We start from the raw sequence: 16,611 nt of genomic DNA, 5'->3' as shown, positions 1-16,611 counted from the left end.
AGGGGTGTTAGCCATGCCTGTGGAATTCATCGGGTTCGTGAGCAGTCAGAACCATTCCGAGATTATTCCTCCAACTGGGCCGGTCATTGATCTTGCCCACATCGAGACGGCCGCTAAAATTCATGAAAATGGCGGTTTCGACCGGGTGTTGATTGCTTTCCATTCCAATTCGCCCGAGAGCATCCTGCTGGCCCAGCATGTTGCTGCGTCCACGCGGACGCTGGGTTTGATGGTGGCGCACCGTCCCGGCTTTACGGCCCCGACTCTGGCGGCTCGCCAGTTTGCAACGCTTGATCAAATCAGCGGCGGCCGCGCTGCGGTGCATATCATTACCGGCGGTAGTGATACGGAACTCGAGGCGGACGGTGATCATACCGTCAAGGCGGAGCGATATGCCCGGACTCGCGAATATCTTGAGATTGTGCGCCAAGAGTGGAGCAGCCGTGAGCCGTTTGACTATCAGGGCAAATTCTACAATGTGCGTGGCGCCCAGTCCCGCGTGCTCCCGAAACAAGGTGACGCCATTCCGGTTTACTTTGGCGGGTCTTCGGACGAAGCCATTGCCGTAGCCGGGGAACAGGCGGACGTTTATGCCCTATGGGGTGAAACCTACGAGCAGGTTCGGGAAACCGTTTCCCGTGTTCGGGCCGCGGCGGAAAAGGCGGGGCGCAGCAACCTGCGGTTCTCGCTCTCCCTTCGGCCCATATTGGCCGAGACAGAAGAGGCCGCTTGGGCGAAGGCAGATGCCATTCTCGAAAAGGCCAAGGCTCTCCAGGAAAAGACGGGCTACACGCGTTCTTCCTTCATTCCGAACGAAGGGTCTCGCCGTCTGCTGGCTGCGGCTGAGCAGGGTTCGCGGCTGGATAAGCGGCTCTGGACGGGCATTGCCGCTCTGACAGGCGCCAAGGGCAATTCCACGTCACTGGTCGGAACGCCGGATCAGGTGGCCGAAGCCCTTCTGGATTATTACCGCTTGGGAATTTCAACGTTCCTGATCCGTGGGTTTGACCCGCTGGTGGATGCATATGACTACGGGCGGGATCTGCTGCCGCGTGTTCGTGAACTGGTGGCACAGGAAGATCAGCGCTCTGGCCAGAAGGCCGCCTGAAATATGGCAACTGCCTCCAACGTCTTGACGGTCATCAACCAGATCGGGCCGGAAATCAGCCATATTCTTTCTGGGCTGGGTGAACGCGTTCGGGTGGTGGCTCAGAGCAGGGATATTTCCGAGCCGTGGAAGACGGGCAAGGCAGATATTCTGCTGACGGGACCATCAGCGGCATGGCGCAACGCCCCTGATACGCCTCCCGTTGGTTGGAATTCGTCTCTCCGCTGGGTGCAAATTGCATCGGCTGGTGTCGATGGTTTTCCGGAATGGCTGCTTCAGGGACGCGAGATTACGACGGGCCGTGGCAATGCTGCCGGGCCAATTGCTGAGTACGTCCTTCTTGCCCTTCTGGCCCGGGCCAAGCGGTTCGAAACGTTCAAGCCCTTATCTCCGGAGGAGTGGGTCCAGCAGGCTTCCGTCGTTAAGCACAACGCGCCATTGGGATCGCTGGCAGGGCAGACACTTGGTCTCGCGGGGTATGGGGCCATTGGGCAGCAGATTGCTCGTCTGGCACGGAGTTTCGGGATGACTGTTCTCGTCTGGCGCAGAAGCGCCTGGACGGATGGAGAGGTCGGCCGGGAAAATGTGCAGCCTGTGGCCGATCTGGGGACGCTGTTTGAACGCTCGGATCATCTGGTGCTGGCTCTGCCGCTGACTTCAGAAACGGACAGGATCGTGGGAGCGGCTGTTTTGGCGCGAGCAAAGCCCGGGCTGCATCTCGTCAATGTGGCGCGTGGAAAGCTGATAGATGAAGCAGCGCTTTTAGGCAGTCTGGATCATGGACGTGTCGCGGCGGCTACGCTTGATGTTACGGCGACGGAGCCTCCTCCTGCGGGGCATCCTTTTTATACCCACCCCAAAATTCGGCTGACGCCACACATTTCCTGGTCCGGACCAGACGTGTTGGCCAGTCTGGGGCAGCGCATTACCCGAAATTTCGAAAATTTCCTTCAGGGGCGGCCGCTGGAAGCCCGGTTGGATCTGAGCCGTGGCTACTGATTTCTCAAGGAAGACTCTCATGAGTGCGACACAGCATAACATCTCGTCCCTGCAGGAAGTCCGTGCACGGACCCATCGTCTTCAGCCGCGCAAACCCGCAGCGACGTTTGAAGAGGAGCGCCTCCATCGGAAGCAGCGCTTGGCTGCGACGTTCCGGCTCTTCGGGCGCTATGGCTTCGATCAGGGGCTTGCAGGCCATGTGACTGCCCGTGATCCGGAGTTCCCGGACCGGTACTGGATTAACCCGCTGGCTGTGCATTTCTCGCAGATCAAGGTTTCTGACCTTCAGCTTGTGGATCATGAAGGGAATATCCTGATCGGGGATCGCCCGATCAATACGGCCGGCTTCACCATTCATTCGGCTCTGCACCGTGCGCGTCCGGATGTAGTCGCTGCGGCACATACCCATTCCACATATGGCAAGGCGTTCTCTGCCTTAGGGACCGAACTGCTGCCCATCACGCAGGATTCCTGCGCTTTTTATGAGGACCATGCGGTCTTCGATCCTTTCAGTGGGGTAGTTCTGGATGACAGTGAAGGCGACCGTCTGGCCGCGACGCTGGGAAACCGGAAAGCCCTGATCCTTCAGAACCATGGTCTTCTGACCGCCGGGCCAACCGTTGAGGCCGTGGCGTGGTGGTTTCTGGCCATGGATAACGCTGCCCATACTCAGCTTCTGGCGCAGGCCGCCGGGCCGCTGAAGCCTATCGCGCCGGATATTGCCCGTCTGACCGCCAGCCAGGTCGGGACGGCACAGGGCGCCTATTATTCGTTCCAGCCTCTTTGGGACTGGATCGTCGCACTTGAGCCAGATCTGCTCGATTAAGGACTGCGAAATCAATGACGAATATTGAGCCATTGCGGGAGTTCGTTTCCGGATTTACGCGGCTTTTCGAGACACATTCGGATGCTGCGTCGATCCAGAAAGCAGGTGCGGAGCTTCTGAAAACTCTTGTTTCGCGCGATGACTGGCTACCCGAAACCTATACCCGGCCACATCCCGAACGCTACAGCCAGTATCTCCTGCACTGTGATCCATTGGAGCGGTTTTCTGTCGTCAGTTTCGTCTGGGGCCCGGGGCAGAAAACGCCTCTGCACGACCATCGCGTCTGGGGGCTGATCGGGATGCTGCGCGGAAAGGAGAGCGAAACGCAGTTCACACGAAAGGACGACGGAAGATTTGAAAAAGGCGAAACGGATTTCCTTGAACCGGGTGAAGTCGCGTTTCTGGCGCCGGGGGTGAATGACTATCATCTCGTGGCCAACGCCCTGCCAGATCAGACGTCCATTTCCATCCATGTCTATGGCGCCAATATCGGCGGCGTTTCCCGCGCCGTCTATGATGAGGCCAATGGCACCGAGAAGACTTTCATATCCGGATATTCGAGCGAGGATGTTCCCAATCTCTGGGATCGTTCCAGGAGCAAGGCTGCATGAACAGCATTACAAACCTTCTGCCAGTGACCTCTTCCGAGGCTGTCCGGCAGAGCCTGAAAAACGGTGCTGAAATCGCGCTTCTGGATGTACGTGAAGAAGGACCATTTGCCTCGGCGCATCCGCTCTTCGCTGTCAATCTTCCCATTGGACGCATCGAAGAGCGCATTGCCGGGCTGGTGCCGCGCAAGGATGCTCCAATTGTTGTGTATGATAACGGGGAAGGCCGTACGGCAAAAGCTGTTCGACTACTCCAGTTCCTTGGATATTCGGACGTCTCGGCGCTGGAGGGCGGTCTGGAAGGCTGGAAACGCTCCGGGGGTGAGATCTTCATTGATGTGAACGTCCCGTCCAAGGCATTTGGCGAACTTGTCGAACATGTCCGGCACACACCGTCCCTGCCAGCGCGTGAGGTTCATGACAGGATCAAGCGCGGCGATGATCTTGTCATTCTCGATGCACGCCGGTTCATCGAATACAATGTTATGGCCATCCCTGGCGGTCGTTCGGTTCCGGGCGGCGAACTGGCGCTGCGGGTCCGGGATATTGCGCCTTCGCCGGAAACAACTGTCATTGTGAACTGCGCGGGACGGACGAGATCCATCATTGGCACGCAGTCCCTCGTCAATGCTGGAATTCCCAACCCGGTTTTTGCGCTTCGAAACGGTACGATTGGCTGGACGCTCGAAGGGCTTTCGCTCGAACATGGGGCTAGCCGCAAGGGAACAGACGTTTCAGAGCAGAACCATCAGGCGGCACGTGCCCGTGCGGAACTTCTGGCGGAACGGACAGGTGTTCGACTTATTACTGCGGATGGCCTGGATAGGCTCCAGGCTGATCCGGAACGAACTGTCTATCGGCTGGATGTCCGTTCCCCTGAAGAATATGTGGAAGGCCATCTGAAGGATTTCCGTTCCGCACCGGGCGGCCAGCTTGTGCAGGCTACGGACGAATGGGTCGGAGTGCGGCATGGAACCATTGTTCTGACGGACGATGATGGGGTTCGGGCCAGAATGACGGCCCATTGGCTCAGGCAGTTGGGGTGGAACGAAGTCTACGTTCTGGATAAATGGGATGGTCTGCCCTTTGAAACTGGACAGGAAGCACCTCTGCTTTCGCAGCCCTTACCAGATGTGGAGACGATTTCTGCCGTTGAGCTGCAAAAGAGTCTTGTAACTGGCGATATTCTCGTTCTGGATCTCGCCACCAGTCCGGCTTTCCGAAAAGGACATATTCCGGGCGCAAGGTTCGTGATCCGCCCGGATCTGGGGTCTCACTCGGCAGTTCGGAAGGCCAAAGAAATCGTTCTGGTGTCCCCGAATGGTATTGCAGCTCATCTGGCAGCGCCGGATCTTGCTGGGGAAAGCCGCCGTGTTCGTGTCCTGAAAGGGGGGACGGAAGCATGGCAGGCAGAAGGGTATGGGCTTGAGGCAGGGCTAAATGAGGCGCAAGCGCTCTCGGAGCCGGATGATGTTTATAAGCGCCCTTATGAAGGGACGGACAACGCGACAGAAGCCATGCAGGCTTATCTGGACTGGGAGTACGGGTTGGTTGCTCAGCTTGAAAAGGATGGAACCCATGGTTTCAGGGTTCTGGAAGATATCTGAAGCCTGATAACCCTTTTCCCCGGCGACTTTCATGGTCGCCGGGTTTTTTGTGTCTAGATTTTCAATGCCTCGCGGCCCGCTGTTAGAAAGGCACTATCGCCCTGCGGCGTATGAACGCGACCGCACAGGACATTGCGATAATGCCGTTCAAGAGGATTATCCTGGCTCAGTCCGGGATTCCCAATGGCAGCGACTGCTTTACTCACGGCTGTAATGGCATTTTCAGTGACGACCTGTTTGGCCAGTCCAGCGCGGGTATCGCTTTCTGTGCCCTGTTCCGCTAGGGTGATTGCGTGATCGATCAGAGCTTCATTTGACAGAAGCAGAGCATCGATCTCTCCCAGCAGGACCTGAAAGCGGGGTAGGGTTGCAAGAGATGCCCCAAGATTGGAGGGGATGCGGCTGTGGAGAAATGTCACCAGCCAGTCCCGCGCCGCGATGGCGATGCCATTATAGAGCCCCGCGATGACAACGGCATGCCAGCTTGCAATCGCGACCGGACCAGTTTCTTTTGCGGGTGAAGGCGCCAGAAGGCCCAGATAGCGCTCCGGAATCTCCACGTCATCGAAGATGATCGTATGACTTCCTGTGGCGCGCATTCCGAGCTGATGCCAGCTTTTCTCGATCCGCACGCCCCTCAGGTCGAGTGGAACGAGAACCGGCCCGACTTTGGGTTCAGCATCGTCGGTTTTTGCCCAGACTACGCCCCATTGAAGAGCTGTGGAGCCTGTTGAGAAGATTTTGCGCCCCGAAATACGCCACGTAGAACCGTTCCGGCTGACCGTCGTTGCGGGAAGTCCACCACGGGCAGGCGTGCCAAGTTCCGGTTCTACGCGCAGGGCATTGATGAGAGCACCTTCCTGACGGATGCTCTCGAACAGTTCCTGCTTCACATCATCGGACCATTGCGGCGAATGTGCGAAAGCTCCGGACTGAAGATACTGCATCGCCAGAATGAGGGCGGTTGATGGATCGCCTTGGGCAAGGCGGCTGATGATCTGCGTCACGGTGCGAAGAGAGATATCCCCTCCACCAACCTCCTTTGGGAGTGCCAGAGCGAGGAAGCCCGCGTCATGGAGGTCATGCAGGTTCTCGGTCGCAATATTCCCACTGCGGTCATAGCGTGGCGCGCGCTCGGCAAAGACGTGAACCAGTTCATCGAGTGTCTTGTCCGTGGCGGCGGTACTGGTTGTGGGGGAAAATGGACTGTCACCCATGGCGGTTCTCCGTCTTTCCTCGATCTGGCAGATACTAGAGCCTATTTATCGTGACGTGGAAACAGTCAGATCGAAAGCGTCTTCCAGCTTCCCGGCATCTTTCAGGAAACCGCCTGAACGATAGGCGTCCAGTGTGGTCTGTTCCTGCTGAATGACCTTCGGTGTCAAAGGCGCAGGAGAGGCAATAAGGCGTTTGGCTACGGCGGTTGCGACGGGCAAGGGCAGGCCGGTTTGGCGGGCCAGAATGGCGGCATATTCGGCTTGATGCTCTGTCCCCCACGCATAAGCTGCCGTCATTCGCTTGTAGAAGTCTGCAAGTTGCGCGTGTTTTGTTGCCAGAGCCTCGTTGGTGGCAACAAAGAAACTGTTGTTGGGCATGACGTTTCGGCCATCCACGATGTTGCGTGCATGGCTCTGGACGACCGCCAGCGAGACATACGGTTCCCATGTGGACCAGGCATCAATCTGCCCCGTATCAAGGGCCGCTTTAGCCTGAGCAGGAGCAAGAAATACGATATGCGGAGCGGGCGCAGGAATAGCGCCAGTCGCAATCAGGCGTAGAAGTAGGAGATGGCCGATCGAGCCTTTGCCGGTTCCGATCTTTTTCCCTGACAGATCAGCCGCGTTGTGAATGGGTGAGGAACTGGTCGTGACTACCGCCGTAGACTCTCCGCCGCCTCGGGGCGGAACTAGGAAAGCTGCCTTGATGGGGAGATGAGCGCCCCACGCAAAAAGAAACGGGCCATCTCCCGCAATTCCCGTATCCACGGCGTTTGCCGCGAGCGCCTGTAGAAGAGGCGCCGCGGCTTCAAATTCGGTCCAATGAAGAGTGTAGGGCAGGTTTTTGTCCTGTCCGGCCGCCTCAAGAAGGGCTTTTTGCTGGCCTTTCTGATCGGCGACAATCAGGGTGTCTTCTGCCTGGGCAAACGAGGTTCCCAAAAGGAGAGCCGCCATGAAGGGCAGAAATTTTCTTACAGAGGCCATGGCAAATAACTCGTTTAGGTCTGGGAAATGGGGCCTGCACACCACAGGAAAGTCTCCAGCCTGACTCCATGTCTGCTCAAGAACAATTAAATCACGTCAAACATTGGTATTTAAAATATTCACCTGACATTGGCGCGTAGAATAGGGAAGCTGGACGTCTATTGCTGCCTGTGGGAGGACGCCCGATGTCAGACGCCATCACACTGACTGGACCTTACAAGACTGCCGAAGCCAAGGGGAAAACCCGGAGTTTGAGGACGCTTGTTTCCATAAGGCGTTACGCGTCTCCCCTTGTGCTGGTCTGTCTCTGGCAGGTTGCATGCTCCCTAGGGTTTCTTTCAACGCGGCTGGTTGCGTCTCCGCTTCAGATTGTTGTGACGGGCTGGACGCTGGTGCGTGACGGGACGCTGCCTTTCAATCTTGGTGTTTCGCTTCTGCGGGCGGGAAGTGGTCTAGGTCTTGCCATTACCTTAGGGGTGGCGCTGGCGCTGATTTCAGGTCTGTCTCGTATCGGAGAAGATGTTGTTGATGCGCCTCTGCAAATCCTGCGGACGTTGCCTGCGCTGGCGCTCGTTCCGCTATATATTCTGTGGTTTGGGATTGGTGAAACGCCCAAAATTCTTCTCGTTGCGGTTGGAGCAATGTTTCCGATCTATCTGAATCTGCACAAGGGGATCCGGTCTATTGATCCGAAGCTCGTGGAAATGGCGTCCACACTTGGTCTGTCGCGGTGGCAAACCATCAGGGACGTTTTTCTTCCCGGGGCGCTACCTGATTTCCTGACGGGACTGCGCTATGCCGTTGGTGTGTCCTGGCTGATGCTGGTCGTTGCCGAACAGGTGAATGCGGAAAGTGGGATCGGGCACATGATGATGGATGCTCAGGATTTCCTGCGCACGGACATCATCCTTGTCGGGCTTCTTGTTTACGGTGTGCTCGGTCTGATGTCTGACCAGATTGTCCGTTTTCTGGAGAACACACTGCTGGCCTGGCGCCCTGATGGACGGAAAGGTCGCTCGGCATGACCCACACGCATTCTCACTCCGACCCTCATCCAGGCACGGCCGTAATCGTGGAACAGCTGACGCGGCGGTTCAATAATGGTCCTCCTGTTCTGGACGGCCTGGATCTGGCGATTGCTCCCGGTGAGTTTGTCGCCCTGTTGGGGCATAGCGGCTCCGGAAAGTCGACTCTGTTGCGAACGCTGGCGGGTCTTGATCCGGTAACGGATGGGGCTGTGACCCGCCCCCGTGAAGTCTCGGTCGTGTTTCAGGAGCACCGTCTGCTACCATGGAAACGTGTGTGGAAAAATATTGTGCTGGGGCAGGAAGACAAAGGAATTCGGCAGCGTGCGGAAGCCGTGCTGGAAGAGGTTGGACTGTCTCATCGCAGTAATGCATGGCCACTCACGCTCTCAGGGGGCGAAGCTCAGCGTGCGGCGCTTGCCCGGGCTCTTGTGAGGGAACCGGCCTTTCTGATGCTGGATGAGCCGTTTGCTGCTTTGGACGCCCTTACGCGGCTGAAGATGCAGCAACTGGTGGCTGATCTTTGGAAGAAGCACGGCTGTGCAGTTCTGCTTGTGACACACGACGTGGATGAAGCGCTTCTTCTCGCTGACCGGGCTGTGGTGCTTGAACGCGGACGCATCCGTGTGGATGTTCCCATTACGATACCGCGTCCTCGGCGACACTCCGATCCGGGATTCGAGGGGCTACGGAGCCTACTACTCGACGCTCTGGGCGTTCATGCTGCGTAAATCTGGATTTCTTATAAGGCCAATTTCATGACAACTGCCCCTGACCGTGCGCCGGATTCTGACGTCCTACCGGTTATTCTCGATCGATGGTCTCCACGGGCTTTTCAGCCGACGGACATTGATCTGAAAGATCTGCTCGGCTTTCTGGATGCGGGGCGCTGGGCACCATCGGCGTATAATATTCAGCCATGGCGCTTTGTTTATGCGCGCCGGAACACCTCGGATTGGGAGCGGTTCCTGTCATGGCTTATTCCGTTCAACCGAAACTGGGCAGAAAATGCCTCTGCAATTGTCTATATCGTTTCCAGAACAATCATAATTTCCAGTAGAACGGGAGAGCCTTCTCCAGTACCAACGCATGCTTTCGATACTGGCGCGGCTTCTGTTCTCATACAGCTCCAGGCCTCACACGCAGGGTGGGCAGTCCATCCGATCAGTGGTTTTGATCATGATCTGGCGCGAGCCGGGCTGGAATTGCCGGAAGACTATCAGGTTCATGCAGCGCTCGTCATTGGCCAGCAGGCGGATGCGACCGCTCTGCCGGAAGAAATACGTCAACGCGAAAAACCCTCTCACCGCTTTCCGCTGGAGAAGCTCGCGTTTGAAGGGCGTTTCAGCCCAGTAGAGGTGTGAGGTGCTCTTCAAACATCATCTTTTTCCAAGCTCTGTAAGGAGGGCCTCTTCAGATTTGGAGGGGCCTTTTATTGTTTCTCAGAAGGAATATATTTAATTAATATCGAAACTTATAAATTAATTTCATTAAAGTTAACATGAGATAAAAACACAGAAACATTTTATATTTTCAAATGAGATTTTTTGATTATTAAAATGTATGAATAGAAAAAGTTATTAAAATGGAACCACTTTCCTGTGAGGTGGTTTATGTCCGTCGAATTTATCGGTTACGTCAGTGCGCGAGAGCAGACAGAAATTCTCGATCTTCCTGGGCCTGCAATTGATCCGGCTTATATCGCCGCAACGGCTCTTGTTCACGAACAAGGCGGGTTTGACAGAGTTCTCGTTGCCGCTCATTCCACGTCTCCAGATAGCACGCTGATTGCCCAGTATGCAGCGTCCGTCACATCAACGTTGGGGTTGCTGATTGCACATAGACCGGGGTTTACGGCGCCTACTCTTGCAGCAAGGCAACTCGCAACCCTTGATCATCTTAGTCGGGGGCGGGTGGCTGTTCATATCATTACCGGTGGGAATGACCGTGAACTCGAGGCGGATGGGGACCATCTGTCCAAAGTAGAACGCTACCAACGAACGTCTGAATATCTAAAAATCTTACGACGTGAATGGGCTGGTGGCACACCTTTTGATCACGATGGTGAGTTCTATCGCCTTCGAGGCGCCTCATCCGTGGTTTTGCCTTTTCAACCGAATGGCATTCCGGTGTATTTCGGCGGCGCGTCGGAAGAGGCGATCAGAGTTGCGGGGGAGTTGGCCGATGGTTACGCCCTATGGGGTGAGCCGCTTGCCAATGCCGCAGAACTTGTTGGGAAAGTGCAGGCGGCAGCCCAACATCATCATCGTTCTTTGCGGTTCTCTGTCTCCTTCCGACCGATCATTGCGGATACGGAAGAAGAGGCCTGGGAACGGGCAGCTTCTATCCAGCAGCAAATCGAAAAACGACAGGCTGCCGTTCTGCCAGCACAAAACGGAATAGCTCTCGATCATGCAGGCCCGTCCCCAACAGAGCAGACGCTTCCGACAAATGAGGGGTCACGACGGCTTCAGGCGATCGCGGCAAAGTCTGCCCGACATGATGATCGTCTTTGGACGGGGGTAACGAAGGCTACAGGAGGCCGATGGAATTCCACGTCTTTGGTGGGCACTGCCGATCAGGTGGCGGAGAGCCTTCTTCAATATTATCGCCTTGGAATTGAAACCTTCCTCATACGGGGGTTCGATCCTCTGACGGACGCCGTGCGGTATGGTCGGGATCTAATTCCCCGGGTCCGTGCACTGGTGGAGCAGGAAGACACGCTCCGCCGCAAGTCAGGTTGAAAACTCCAGTTATCCAGGGATATGTTTATTATGAAGCGTCTCAGCCTGCGCGCATTTCTGCTTATCAGTCTGCCTGACCTGTCCATGGCTGCGACAGTCCATCATGACACACGAAAGCAAACTCGCATCCATCATACGTCTACTGGGGAGCCAGCAGCCAACTCGCCCGCGCACCATCCCGCACCGCACGATATTAACAGCGATACGCAGGAGTCCGTTACGGTCCATGTAACACGTCAGGCACCCAAACTGGCGCGTAAGGTCCCGCTTGGCGCATTTGGAACCCGTTCGGAGTTTGACACACCGTTCTCGGTCAGCACGATTTCGGCTGATCGGATCGAACAGATGCAGGCGACCGATATCAACGATGTCATGCGTTATGAACCGGGTGTTCAGGCCAATTCTAATGGATCGTCCACAGCTTCCGGCTCGAGTGTCAGGGTGCGCGGCTTAAACCTTGACTGGACGAATGGCTACAAGATCGACGGTCTGGCTATTCCTTACTGGTATATTGATCTGCCTCTGGCGAATTTTGATCGGGTGCAGGTCGTGAAAGGCGCTTCGGCGTTTATGTATGGCTTTGGCTCACCCGGGGGTGTTCTGGATTATCAGTTGAAAGCGCCAGTTGAGGAACGAAAGCTGACGCTGGAAGCAGGGTATCGTTCTGATGCAGTCTTCAGGCAGATGGTGGATGCTGGCGGGTCCCTGGATAAAAACCATCGGGTGCAGACGCGATTTGTTTTTGCCAGCGAAGTCGGAAATCAGGTGAATGACAGTTTCGTACGCAACCTGTCTTTGTCTTTTACAACAAACGTTCGCATCACGAACAATCTACACTGGCACTTCAATTCATTTTACATGAATACCCTCCAGAAAGGGATGGTGAATACAATTGCTTCGGCCAATGGCGTGGGGGCCGTGGAAACCATGAGCGGGCGTGAAGCCTTTGGTGCTCCGGATTCATGGAAAACCAACGACATGAAGCGTTTCAGTACTGGGTTTGACTGGGATTTTTCCAAGAACTGGAGTGCCCACCTGACATATGGTTATACGCATCTTGATGAGAAATTTCCCTCCAATCAGGTGACGTTTACCGGCACAAACGGCGACTATATGAGCCAGGCCTTCGAGATGGTTCGTGTTCTGACCTATCATCAGGTTGATGCTACAACGCAGGGGCATTTCGAGACTGGGCCATTTCATCACGATGTCATTGCCGGGGTTACATGGTTGCGGCAGATGTTTGATGCAGACGCAAACTCTGGCGTTAAAGGCGCTGTGGAATACGGAAATATTTTTGTTAATCGCCCGACATTGACGAGTGCGACCAGTTTTAATCCACGGATGTATCGGTACATTGATTACCAGCAAATCGCACCGTTCTGGAGTGATACGGTTACCTATCATCGCTGGTCCCTCATGGCGGGCGCCCGATACACGAACTATCTTGAAAACGACTATTCGACGTCAGGCACCCAGACGGCGGCTCACAGGAATAATCCTGTCACGCCTCTCGTTTCGCTGAGCTACAAGGTTACACCAGAAATAAACACCTATTTCAGTTGGGTGCAGGCCATGCAGTCCGGAGGGCAGGCGGCCACATCCAACGTCAATTACATGCAGGTTTTCGGGCCCATTCGCAGTGACGAGTATGAGCTCGGCGTCAAAATACAGAAAAAGAAATGGACCGGAACTCTCGCTGTCTTTCGTATGGATACTGGAGCAGCTTACACAAATGCTCAAAATTATTATGTTCAGGACGGCCTCTCCCGGTACCAAGGTGTGGAGGCAGCAGGTTCCTGGCTGCTTACGCGTGATCTCAATGTCAACGGAAGTTTAGCTTATCTCGATGCACGTTATGTCGAGGCGGCGGCTGGGTATCAAAACCATGAGCTGGAGGCTGTGGCTCCCTTTCAGGCGTCATTCAACGCGGAGTACCGTTTGAAGGTAATCAAGGGATTGAGCTTTAACGCTGGCTTCAATTATGTTTCCAAAAGTTGGCTCGACGCTGCCAATACGGTTCGATTGCCCTCTTATATTGTCGGGAATTTAGGAGCGGCTTACAGCACGAAAATTGGAAGTCATCACGTTGTACTTAGAGCGTCCGTCGAAAATATTGGTAATGTCCGTTACTGGCTGAGTCGTGGAAACAGGAACCTGTTTCCTGGCGCACCTCGGACGGTGTCTCTCAACGCGCGATTTGATCTTTAAGACGTTATTCAAACAGTATGCTGGAATACCAGTGAGGGTATTTCTATTGGCGCCGGCGTCATTGTAAACGAAAACGGCGCTCTTATTAGGGGAACGGCAAATGGTATTCTGGTTGATAACAGCAGTCAGGGAGACGCTCCTTACCAGACGACCATTACCAATTATGGAACCATTCAGGGACTGGATGGATATGGGATTTCTATCACTGATACCTTGGGAGATACGATTACAAATTCAGGAACGATTTCCGGGACTGTAGATTCCATCCTGCTCGGAGATGGCAACGATACACTCCATATCCTGACAGGTTCCGTTATTTCTGGAACAGTCGATGGCGGGGCAGGGACTGACACCGTAAATCTATCGGGCTCAGGCACGTTCGACGGCGCGATCAACTTCGAAAATATGTCGGTCTTCGGGAGCTGGGTTCTTTCTGGAACGCAATCCTATTCTACAATTTCGTTCGCAGAGAATGGGACGTTAACGGCGCAAGGAAGCGCACCCTCTACTGAAACCGTTACCTTCAGTACCGGGGCATTGCTTGTTCTTGGAAGTGCATCGTCCTTCTTAGTAGAACTTTTAAACTTTTCCACCGGGAACAGTGTAGATTTTTCCGAATTTTTCTATGGTACGGGGGCGACGATCAGTACTTCAGGTGATTAGGTAAATATTATCAGTAATAACGTACATTATACGCTGACAGTCTATTTTGCAGACTCATTGTAATACATGGAAATCGCAAAATATACAGATAGATCTCTGCTCCTTCAGGACGTTGTATGTTTCCTACCCGGGAGTATGATTGCGACCCCGGCCGAAGAGTTCGCAGTTGAGACCCTGCGTCCGGGCATGTCAGTTCTGACTTTCGATCATGGTGGGGCGACACCAAAAGATATCATCTGGGTAGGATGCCAGTGTGCCAGTCCGCATCTGTAAGGACACTTTGCAGGCTGGTGTGCCTCATAGGGACTTTCTGGTCACGCCTGAGCATTGCCTGTATTTCGATGGGCGTTTCGTACCAGTTCGGATGCTCGTAAACGGCGTCACCATCGCTTACGCCCATAAAATCCGCTCGTATGAATGTTATCATGTGGAGACCTGCGATCACGCTGTCATTCAGACAAATGGTCCTTTGAAGCAAAGCTATCTCGATACGGGAAACCGCCGTCATTTCCGACCGTTAGCGAACGGCGCAGTTGTGTCTGCCTTCAATGGACCAGTGCGGAACTGATCTGATCATGCAGCTTCCCTCCTTTGCACGGATCAAGCATTTATTGAGGCCTTTTATGGTCGTATCGTGAGACGTGCACTGGAGATGGGATATGTTGGTTCCAGTCCGAAAACCGATAGCATGCAGGAGCCTGCGTTTGGGCTCCTCCTTCCTGACGGCCCCAAGGTACGGCCCCTCCGCGTCGCCAGCGCTCGGCATATATTTTCACTCCCTCCTCTGCAAACAGCGTTCAGCTGATATCCCGCTGGGGACGGCCGTGCGATACCATTGGTCCATTCGTGGATGATCGACGCTGCCTGGGGGTTATGATTGGACGTATTACGGTTTTCGATACGGAGAACACCTACGACATCAATATTCATCTGACGATTGATCTGCCGGGCTGGCATGGTCGGGAAGCCATTTTCTGTCCTTGGACCGACGGGGATGCCTTTTTGCCCCTGAGCAGACGTGATCGGAACAGTCATGTTATTTTGGCTATCGATGTCAAAGCGGCTGGCCGGAAAAGGCATTCCTACCGCTTTGATGGCCTAAATTCAGTTTGGTTATTTAGGAGCGTAAAGCATGTTTGCCCTGTGCCCAAAGGCTCAAAATCTGATGCTTCAAGCTATTTTGGATCATCCTGTCCCGTTTGAAGTTGGCTGGCTGGGCTGCCAGCCGCCGCCCAGAGCGCGCACAAGATCAATTCCTGCGACCAGACGTCGCATGACAAGCGTGATCATATCTTCCCGAGCCTGTAATTCTGCCGTCTGGGCCGTGACAACCTGGAGGTAATCGACTGCCCCTTCACGATACTGGATCGAGGCAAGCTGATTGGTCCGGATAGCCGCGGAGACAGCCTCAGACTGTCTGTCGGAAGCGTCGGCCAGATGGTTCAGGAGAGCCAACTGGTCCTCGACCTCCCGAAAAGCCTGAAGAGATGCCTGCCGATAATTTGCGGCCGCCTCGGCATAGGCAGCATGCGTAGCTTCCAGATCGGCAAAGCGCCGGCCGCCGTCAAAGATCGCCAGCGTCGCAAGTGCGGGACCTAAAGCCCAAACGCCTGTTCCGGCAGAGAGAAGTGTACTGATGGTCGTTTCAGAGCCACCTGATGCACCAAGAGTAATATTCGGGAAAAATGCGGCTCTTGCGACCCCGATCCGGGCGTTCGCGGCTGCCATGCGTCGCTCTGCCGCGGCCACATCGGGGCGACGTTGTAATAATGTAGAGGGGGCGTTGACGGGGATGACAGGTACCGGAACCATTGAGCTGTCCGGAGGCAATGAAAAAATAGTAGGTTCTTCGCCAATCAATACAGCGATGGCATGTTCCATTAATGCGCGATCAGCCGTTTCCTGCTCCAGTCTGGATTGTGTCGCGGTCAACTGGGTGCTGGCCCGTCTGACATCAAGTTCACTCGACGCACCACCAGCAAAGCGTTTCTGAGTGAGTTCCAGGGCTGCCCGATAAGCTGAGATCGTTTGTCTCAGGATTGCGATATGAGCATCCAGACCACGCAGTTGAAAATAGTCATCACCCAGTTCAGCCTGAAGGCTGAGCCGAAGAGCGGCGAGATCACTAATGCTGGCCTGAGCACCAGATCGAGCCGCGGAGACGAGATTGCGGATACGGCCCCAGAGATCAGGCTCCCATGAAACGGTACCTCCCGCAGCATAATCGCGGTAATCGAAGTAGGAGCCATTCTGTAAAAACAGGGTCTGTTCGCGTTGGGCGCTGCCTGTTGCATCGATCTGGGGAAAGAAATCGGCGCGTGCACGCCGTACCATGGCGCGGGATTGATCGTACCGGGCAAGCGCCGCTGCGAGCTGTGGACTGTTTGCCTCGATCCGTTCCTCAAGAGCGTTCAACTGCTCGTCCTGCATGACCGTCCACCAGTTGGACGATGGGAGCGGAGCTGCTGGTTGGGTAGGTGTCCACGGACCTGCTTCCTTAAAGGTGAGAGGCAGTATGGTTTGTGTGGGTTTTCGGTATTCTGGCGCAAGGTTGCAGCAGGCTAGCGCAAGTAAGGGAGCAGCCCAGAAGGTTTTCCTAATAAAACCTGACACACGGCG

The 16,611-nt window shown here is 55.0% G+C and carries 14 protein-coding genes and 1 pseudogene; 12 read left to right on the top strand and 3 right to left on the bottom strand.

Annotated features, from left to right (window positions below; genetic code table 11):
- The first annotated feature begins 13 nt into the window (after positions 1-13).
- From GFR01_RS10135 to GFR01_RS10115, 5 genes are read left to right on the top strand one after another with little or no spacing between them, the layout of a single operon-like run.
- Positions 14-1,108 carry an LLM class flavin-dependent oxidoreductase gene (locus GFR01_RS10135; RefSeq protein WP_099182356.1) on the top strand — a complete coding sequence of 365 codons (1,095 nt, stop codon included), beginning with the start codon at positions 14-16 and terminating at the stop codon, positions 1,106-1,108.
- Between the two features lie 3 nt (positions 1,109-1,111).
- A complete protein-coding gene (locus GFR01_RS10130) occupies positions 1,112-2,107 on the top strand; it encodes an NAD(P)-dependent oxidoreductase (protein WP_099182355.1) in 996 nt (331 codons plus the stop codon).
- 19 nt (positions 2,108-2,126) lie between these two features.
- Entirely contained in the window at positions 2,127-2,933 is an 807-nt protein-coding gene (locus GFR01_RS10125; protein WP_099182354.1) for a class II aldolase/adducin family protein, read from the top strand.
- 14 nt (positions 2,934-2,947) lie between these two features.
- Positions 2,948-3,544 carry a cysteine dioxygenase family protein gene (locus tag GFR01_RS10120; protein ID WP_099182353.1) on the top strand — a complete coding sequence of 199 codons (597 nt, stop codon included), beginning with the start codon at positions 2,948-2,950 and terminating at the stop codon, positions 3,542-3,544.
- Entirely contained in the window at positions 3,541-5,148 is a 1,608-nt protein-coding gene (locus tag GFR01_RS10115) for a rhodanese-like domain-containing protein (RefSeq protein WP_099182352.1), read from the top strand. Before GFR01_RS10120 ends, GFR01_RS10115 begins: the two co-directional genes overlap by 4 nt.
- A gap of 53 nt (positions 5,149-5,201) precedes the next feature.
- Here GFR01_RS10115 and GFR01_RS10110 read toward each other — a convergent pair whose 3' ends face one another.
- Together GFR01_RS10110 and GFR01_RS10105 are read right to left on the bottom strand one after the other, a co-directional pair.
- The gene (locus GFR01_RS10110) at positions 5,202-6,365 is read right to left on the bottom strand and encodes an acyl-CoA dehydrogenase family protein (RefSeq protein WP_099182351.1); all 1,164 of its coding nucleotides are present in this window, start codon (positions 6,363-6,365) and stop codon (positions 5,202-5,204) included.
- 45 nt (positions 6,366-6,410) lie between these two features.
- Positions 6,411-7,349 carry an aliphatic sulfonate ABC transporter substrate-binding protein gene (locus tag GFR01_RS10105; RefSeq protein WP_099182350.1) on the bottom strand — a complete coding sequence of 313 codons (939 nt, stop codon included), beginning with the start codon at positions 7,347-7,349 and terminating at the stop codon, positions 6,411-6,413.
- Positions 7,350-7,534: 185 nt separating this feature from the next.
- Here GFR01_RS10105 and GFR01_RS10100 point away from each other — a divergent pair, with 185 nt between their 5' ends.
- From GFR01_RS10100 to GFR01_RS15975, 7 genes and pseudogenes are all read left to right on the top strand, one after another.
- The gene (locus GFR01_RS10100; protein ID WP_099182349.1) at positions 7,535-8,374 is read left to right on the top strand and encodes an ABC transporter permease; all 840 of its coding nucleotides are present in this window, start codon (positions 7,535-7,537) and stop codon (positions 8,372-8,374) included.
- Positions 8,371-9,105: an ABC transporter ATP-binding protein gene (locus GFR01_RS10095; protein WP_099182348.1), complete on the top strand. Its 735-nt coding sequence runs from the start codon at positions 8,371-8,373 to the stop codon at positions 9,103-9,105. The genes GFR01_RS10100 and GFR01_RS10095 overlap by 4 nt, the downstream gene beginning before the upstream one ends.
- Before the next feature lie 27 nt (positions 9,106-9,132).
- Positions 9,133-9,738 carry a nitroreductase family protein gene (locus GFR01_RS10090; RefSeq protein ID WP_099182347.1) on the top strand — a complete coding sequence of 202 codons (606 nt, stop codon included), beginning with the start codon at positions 9,133-9,135 and terminating at the stop codon, positions 9,736-9,738.
- A 249-nt stretch (positions 9,739-9,987) separates the two neighbouring features.
- The gene (locus tag GFR01_RS10085; protein ID WP_099182346.1) at positions 9,988-11,118 is read left to right on the top strand and encodes an LLM class flavin-dependent oxidoreductase; all 1,131 of its coding nucleotides are present in this window, start codon (positions 9,988-9,990) and stop codon (positions 11,116-11,118) included.
- A gap of 30 nt (positions 11,119-11,148) precedes the next feature.
- Positions 11,149-13,329, top strand: coding sequence for a TonB-dependent siderophore receptor (locus tag GFR01_RS10080; RefSeq protein WP_244902244.1), 2,181 nt, complete (start codon positions 11,149-11,151; stop codon positions 13,327-13,329).
- Between the two features lie 213 nt (positions 13,330-13,542).
- Positions 13,543-13,992: a hypothetical protein gene (locus GFR01_RS15980; RefSeq protein WP_244902243.1), complete on the top strand. Its 450-nt coding sequence runs from the start codon at positions 13,543-13,545 to the stop codon at positions 13,990-13,992.
- Positions 13,993-14,058: 66 nt separating this feature from the next.
- Positions 14,059-14,560, top strand: a pseudogene (locus GFR01_RS15975) (Hint domain-containing protein).
- A gap of 617 nt (positions 14,561-15,177) precedes the next feature.
- Here GFR01_RS15975 and GFR01_RS10070 read toward each other — a convergent pair.
- Positions 15,178-16,605: an efflux transporter outer membrane subunit gene (locus GFR01_RS10070; protein ID WP_244902260.1), complete on the bottom strand. Its 1,428-nt coding sequence runs from the start codon at positions 16,603-16,605 to the stop codon at positions 15,178-15,180.
- Positions 16,606-16,611: the final 6 nt, after the last annotated feature.

Source organism: Gluconobacter frateurii (assembly GCF_002723955.1).
Taxonomy (GTDB): domain Bacteria; phylum Pseudomonadota; class Alphaproteobacteria; order Acetobacterales; family Acetobacteraceae; genus Gluconobacter; species Gluconobacter frateurii.
The sequence above is the reverse complement of the archived record's forward strand: the minus strand, read 5'-3'. Positions and strand labels throughout refer to the sequence as shown.

What these genes read in the sequence shown, in the direction of transcription:
- GFR01_RS10135 (WP_099182356.1), top strand. Translation starts at nt 14, where the DNA reads ATGCCTGTGGAATTCATCGGGTTCGTGAGCAGTCAGAACCATTCCGAG.
- GFR01_RS10130 (WP_099182355.1), top strand. Translation starts at nt 1,112, where the DNA reads ATGGCAACTGCCTCCAACGTCTTGACGGTCATCAACCAGATCGGGCCG.
- GFR01_RS10125 (WP_099182354.1), top strand. Translation starts at nt 2,127, where the DNA reads ATGAGTGCGACACAGCATAACATCTCGTCCCTGCAGGAAGTCCGTGCA.
- GFR01_RS10120 (WP_099182353.1), top strand. Translation starts at nt 2,948, where the DNA reads ATGACGAATATTGAGCCATTGCGGGAGTTCGTTTCCGGATTTACGCGG.
- GFR01_RS10115 (WP_099182352.1), top strand. Translation starts at nt 3,541, where the DNA reads ATGAACAGCATTACAAACCTTCTGCCAGTGACCTCTTCCGAGGCTGTC.
- GFR01_RS10110 (WP_099182351.1), bottom strand. Translation starts at nt 6,365, where the DNA reads ATGGGTGACAGTCCATTTTCCCCCACAACCAGTACCGCCGCCACGGAC.
- GFR01_RS10105 (WP_099182350.1), bottom strand. Translation starts at nt 7,349, where the DNA reads ATGGCCTCTGTAAGAAAATTTCTGCCCTTCATGGCGGCTCTCCTTTTG.
- GFR01_RS10100 (WP_099182349.1), top strand. Translation starts at nt 7,535, where the DNA reads ATGTCAGACGCCATCACACTGACTGGACCTTACAAGACTGCCGAAGCC.
- GFR01_RS10095 (WP_099182348.1), top strand. Translation starts at nt 8,371, where the DNA reads ATGACCCACACGCATTCTCACTCCGACCCTCATCCAGGCACGGCCGTA.
- GFR01_RS10090 (WP_099182347.1), top strand. Translation starts at nt 9,133, where the DNA reads ATGACAACTGCCCCTGACCGTGCGCCGGATTCTGACGTCCTACCGGTT.
- GFR01_RS10085 (WP_099182346.1), top strand. Translation starts at nt 9,988, where the DNA reads ATGTCCGTCGAATTTATCGGTTACGTCAGTGCGCGAGAGCAGACAGAA.
- GFR01_RS10080 (WP_244902244.1), top strand. Translation starts at nt 11,149, where the DNA reads ATGAAGCGTCTCAGCCTGCGCGCATTTCTGCTTATCAGTCTGCCTGAC.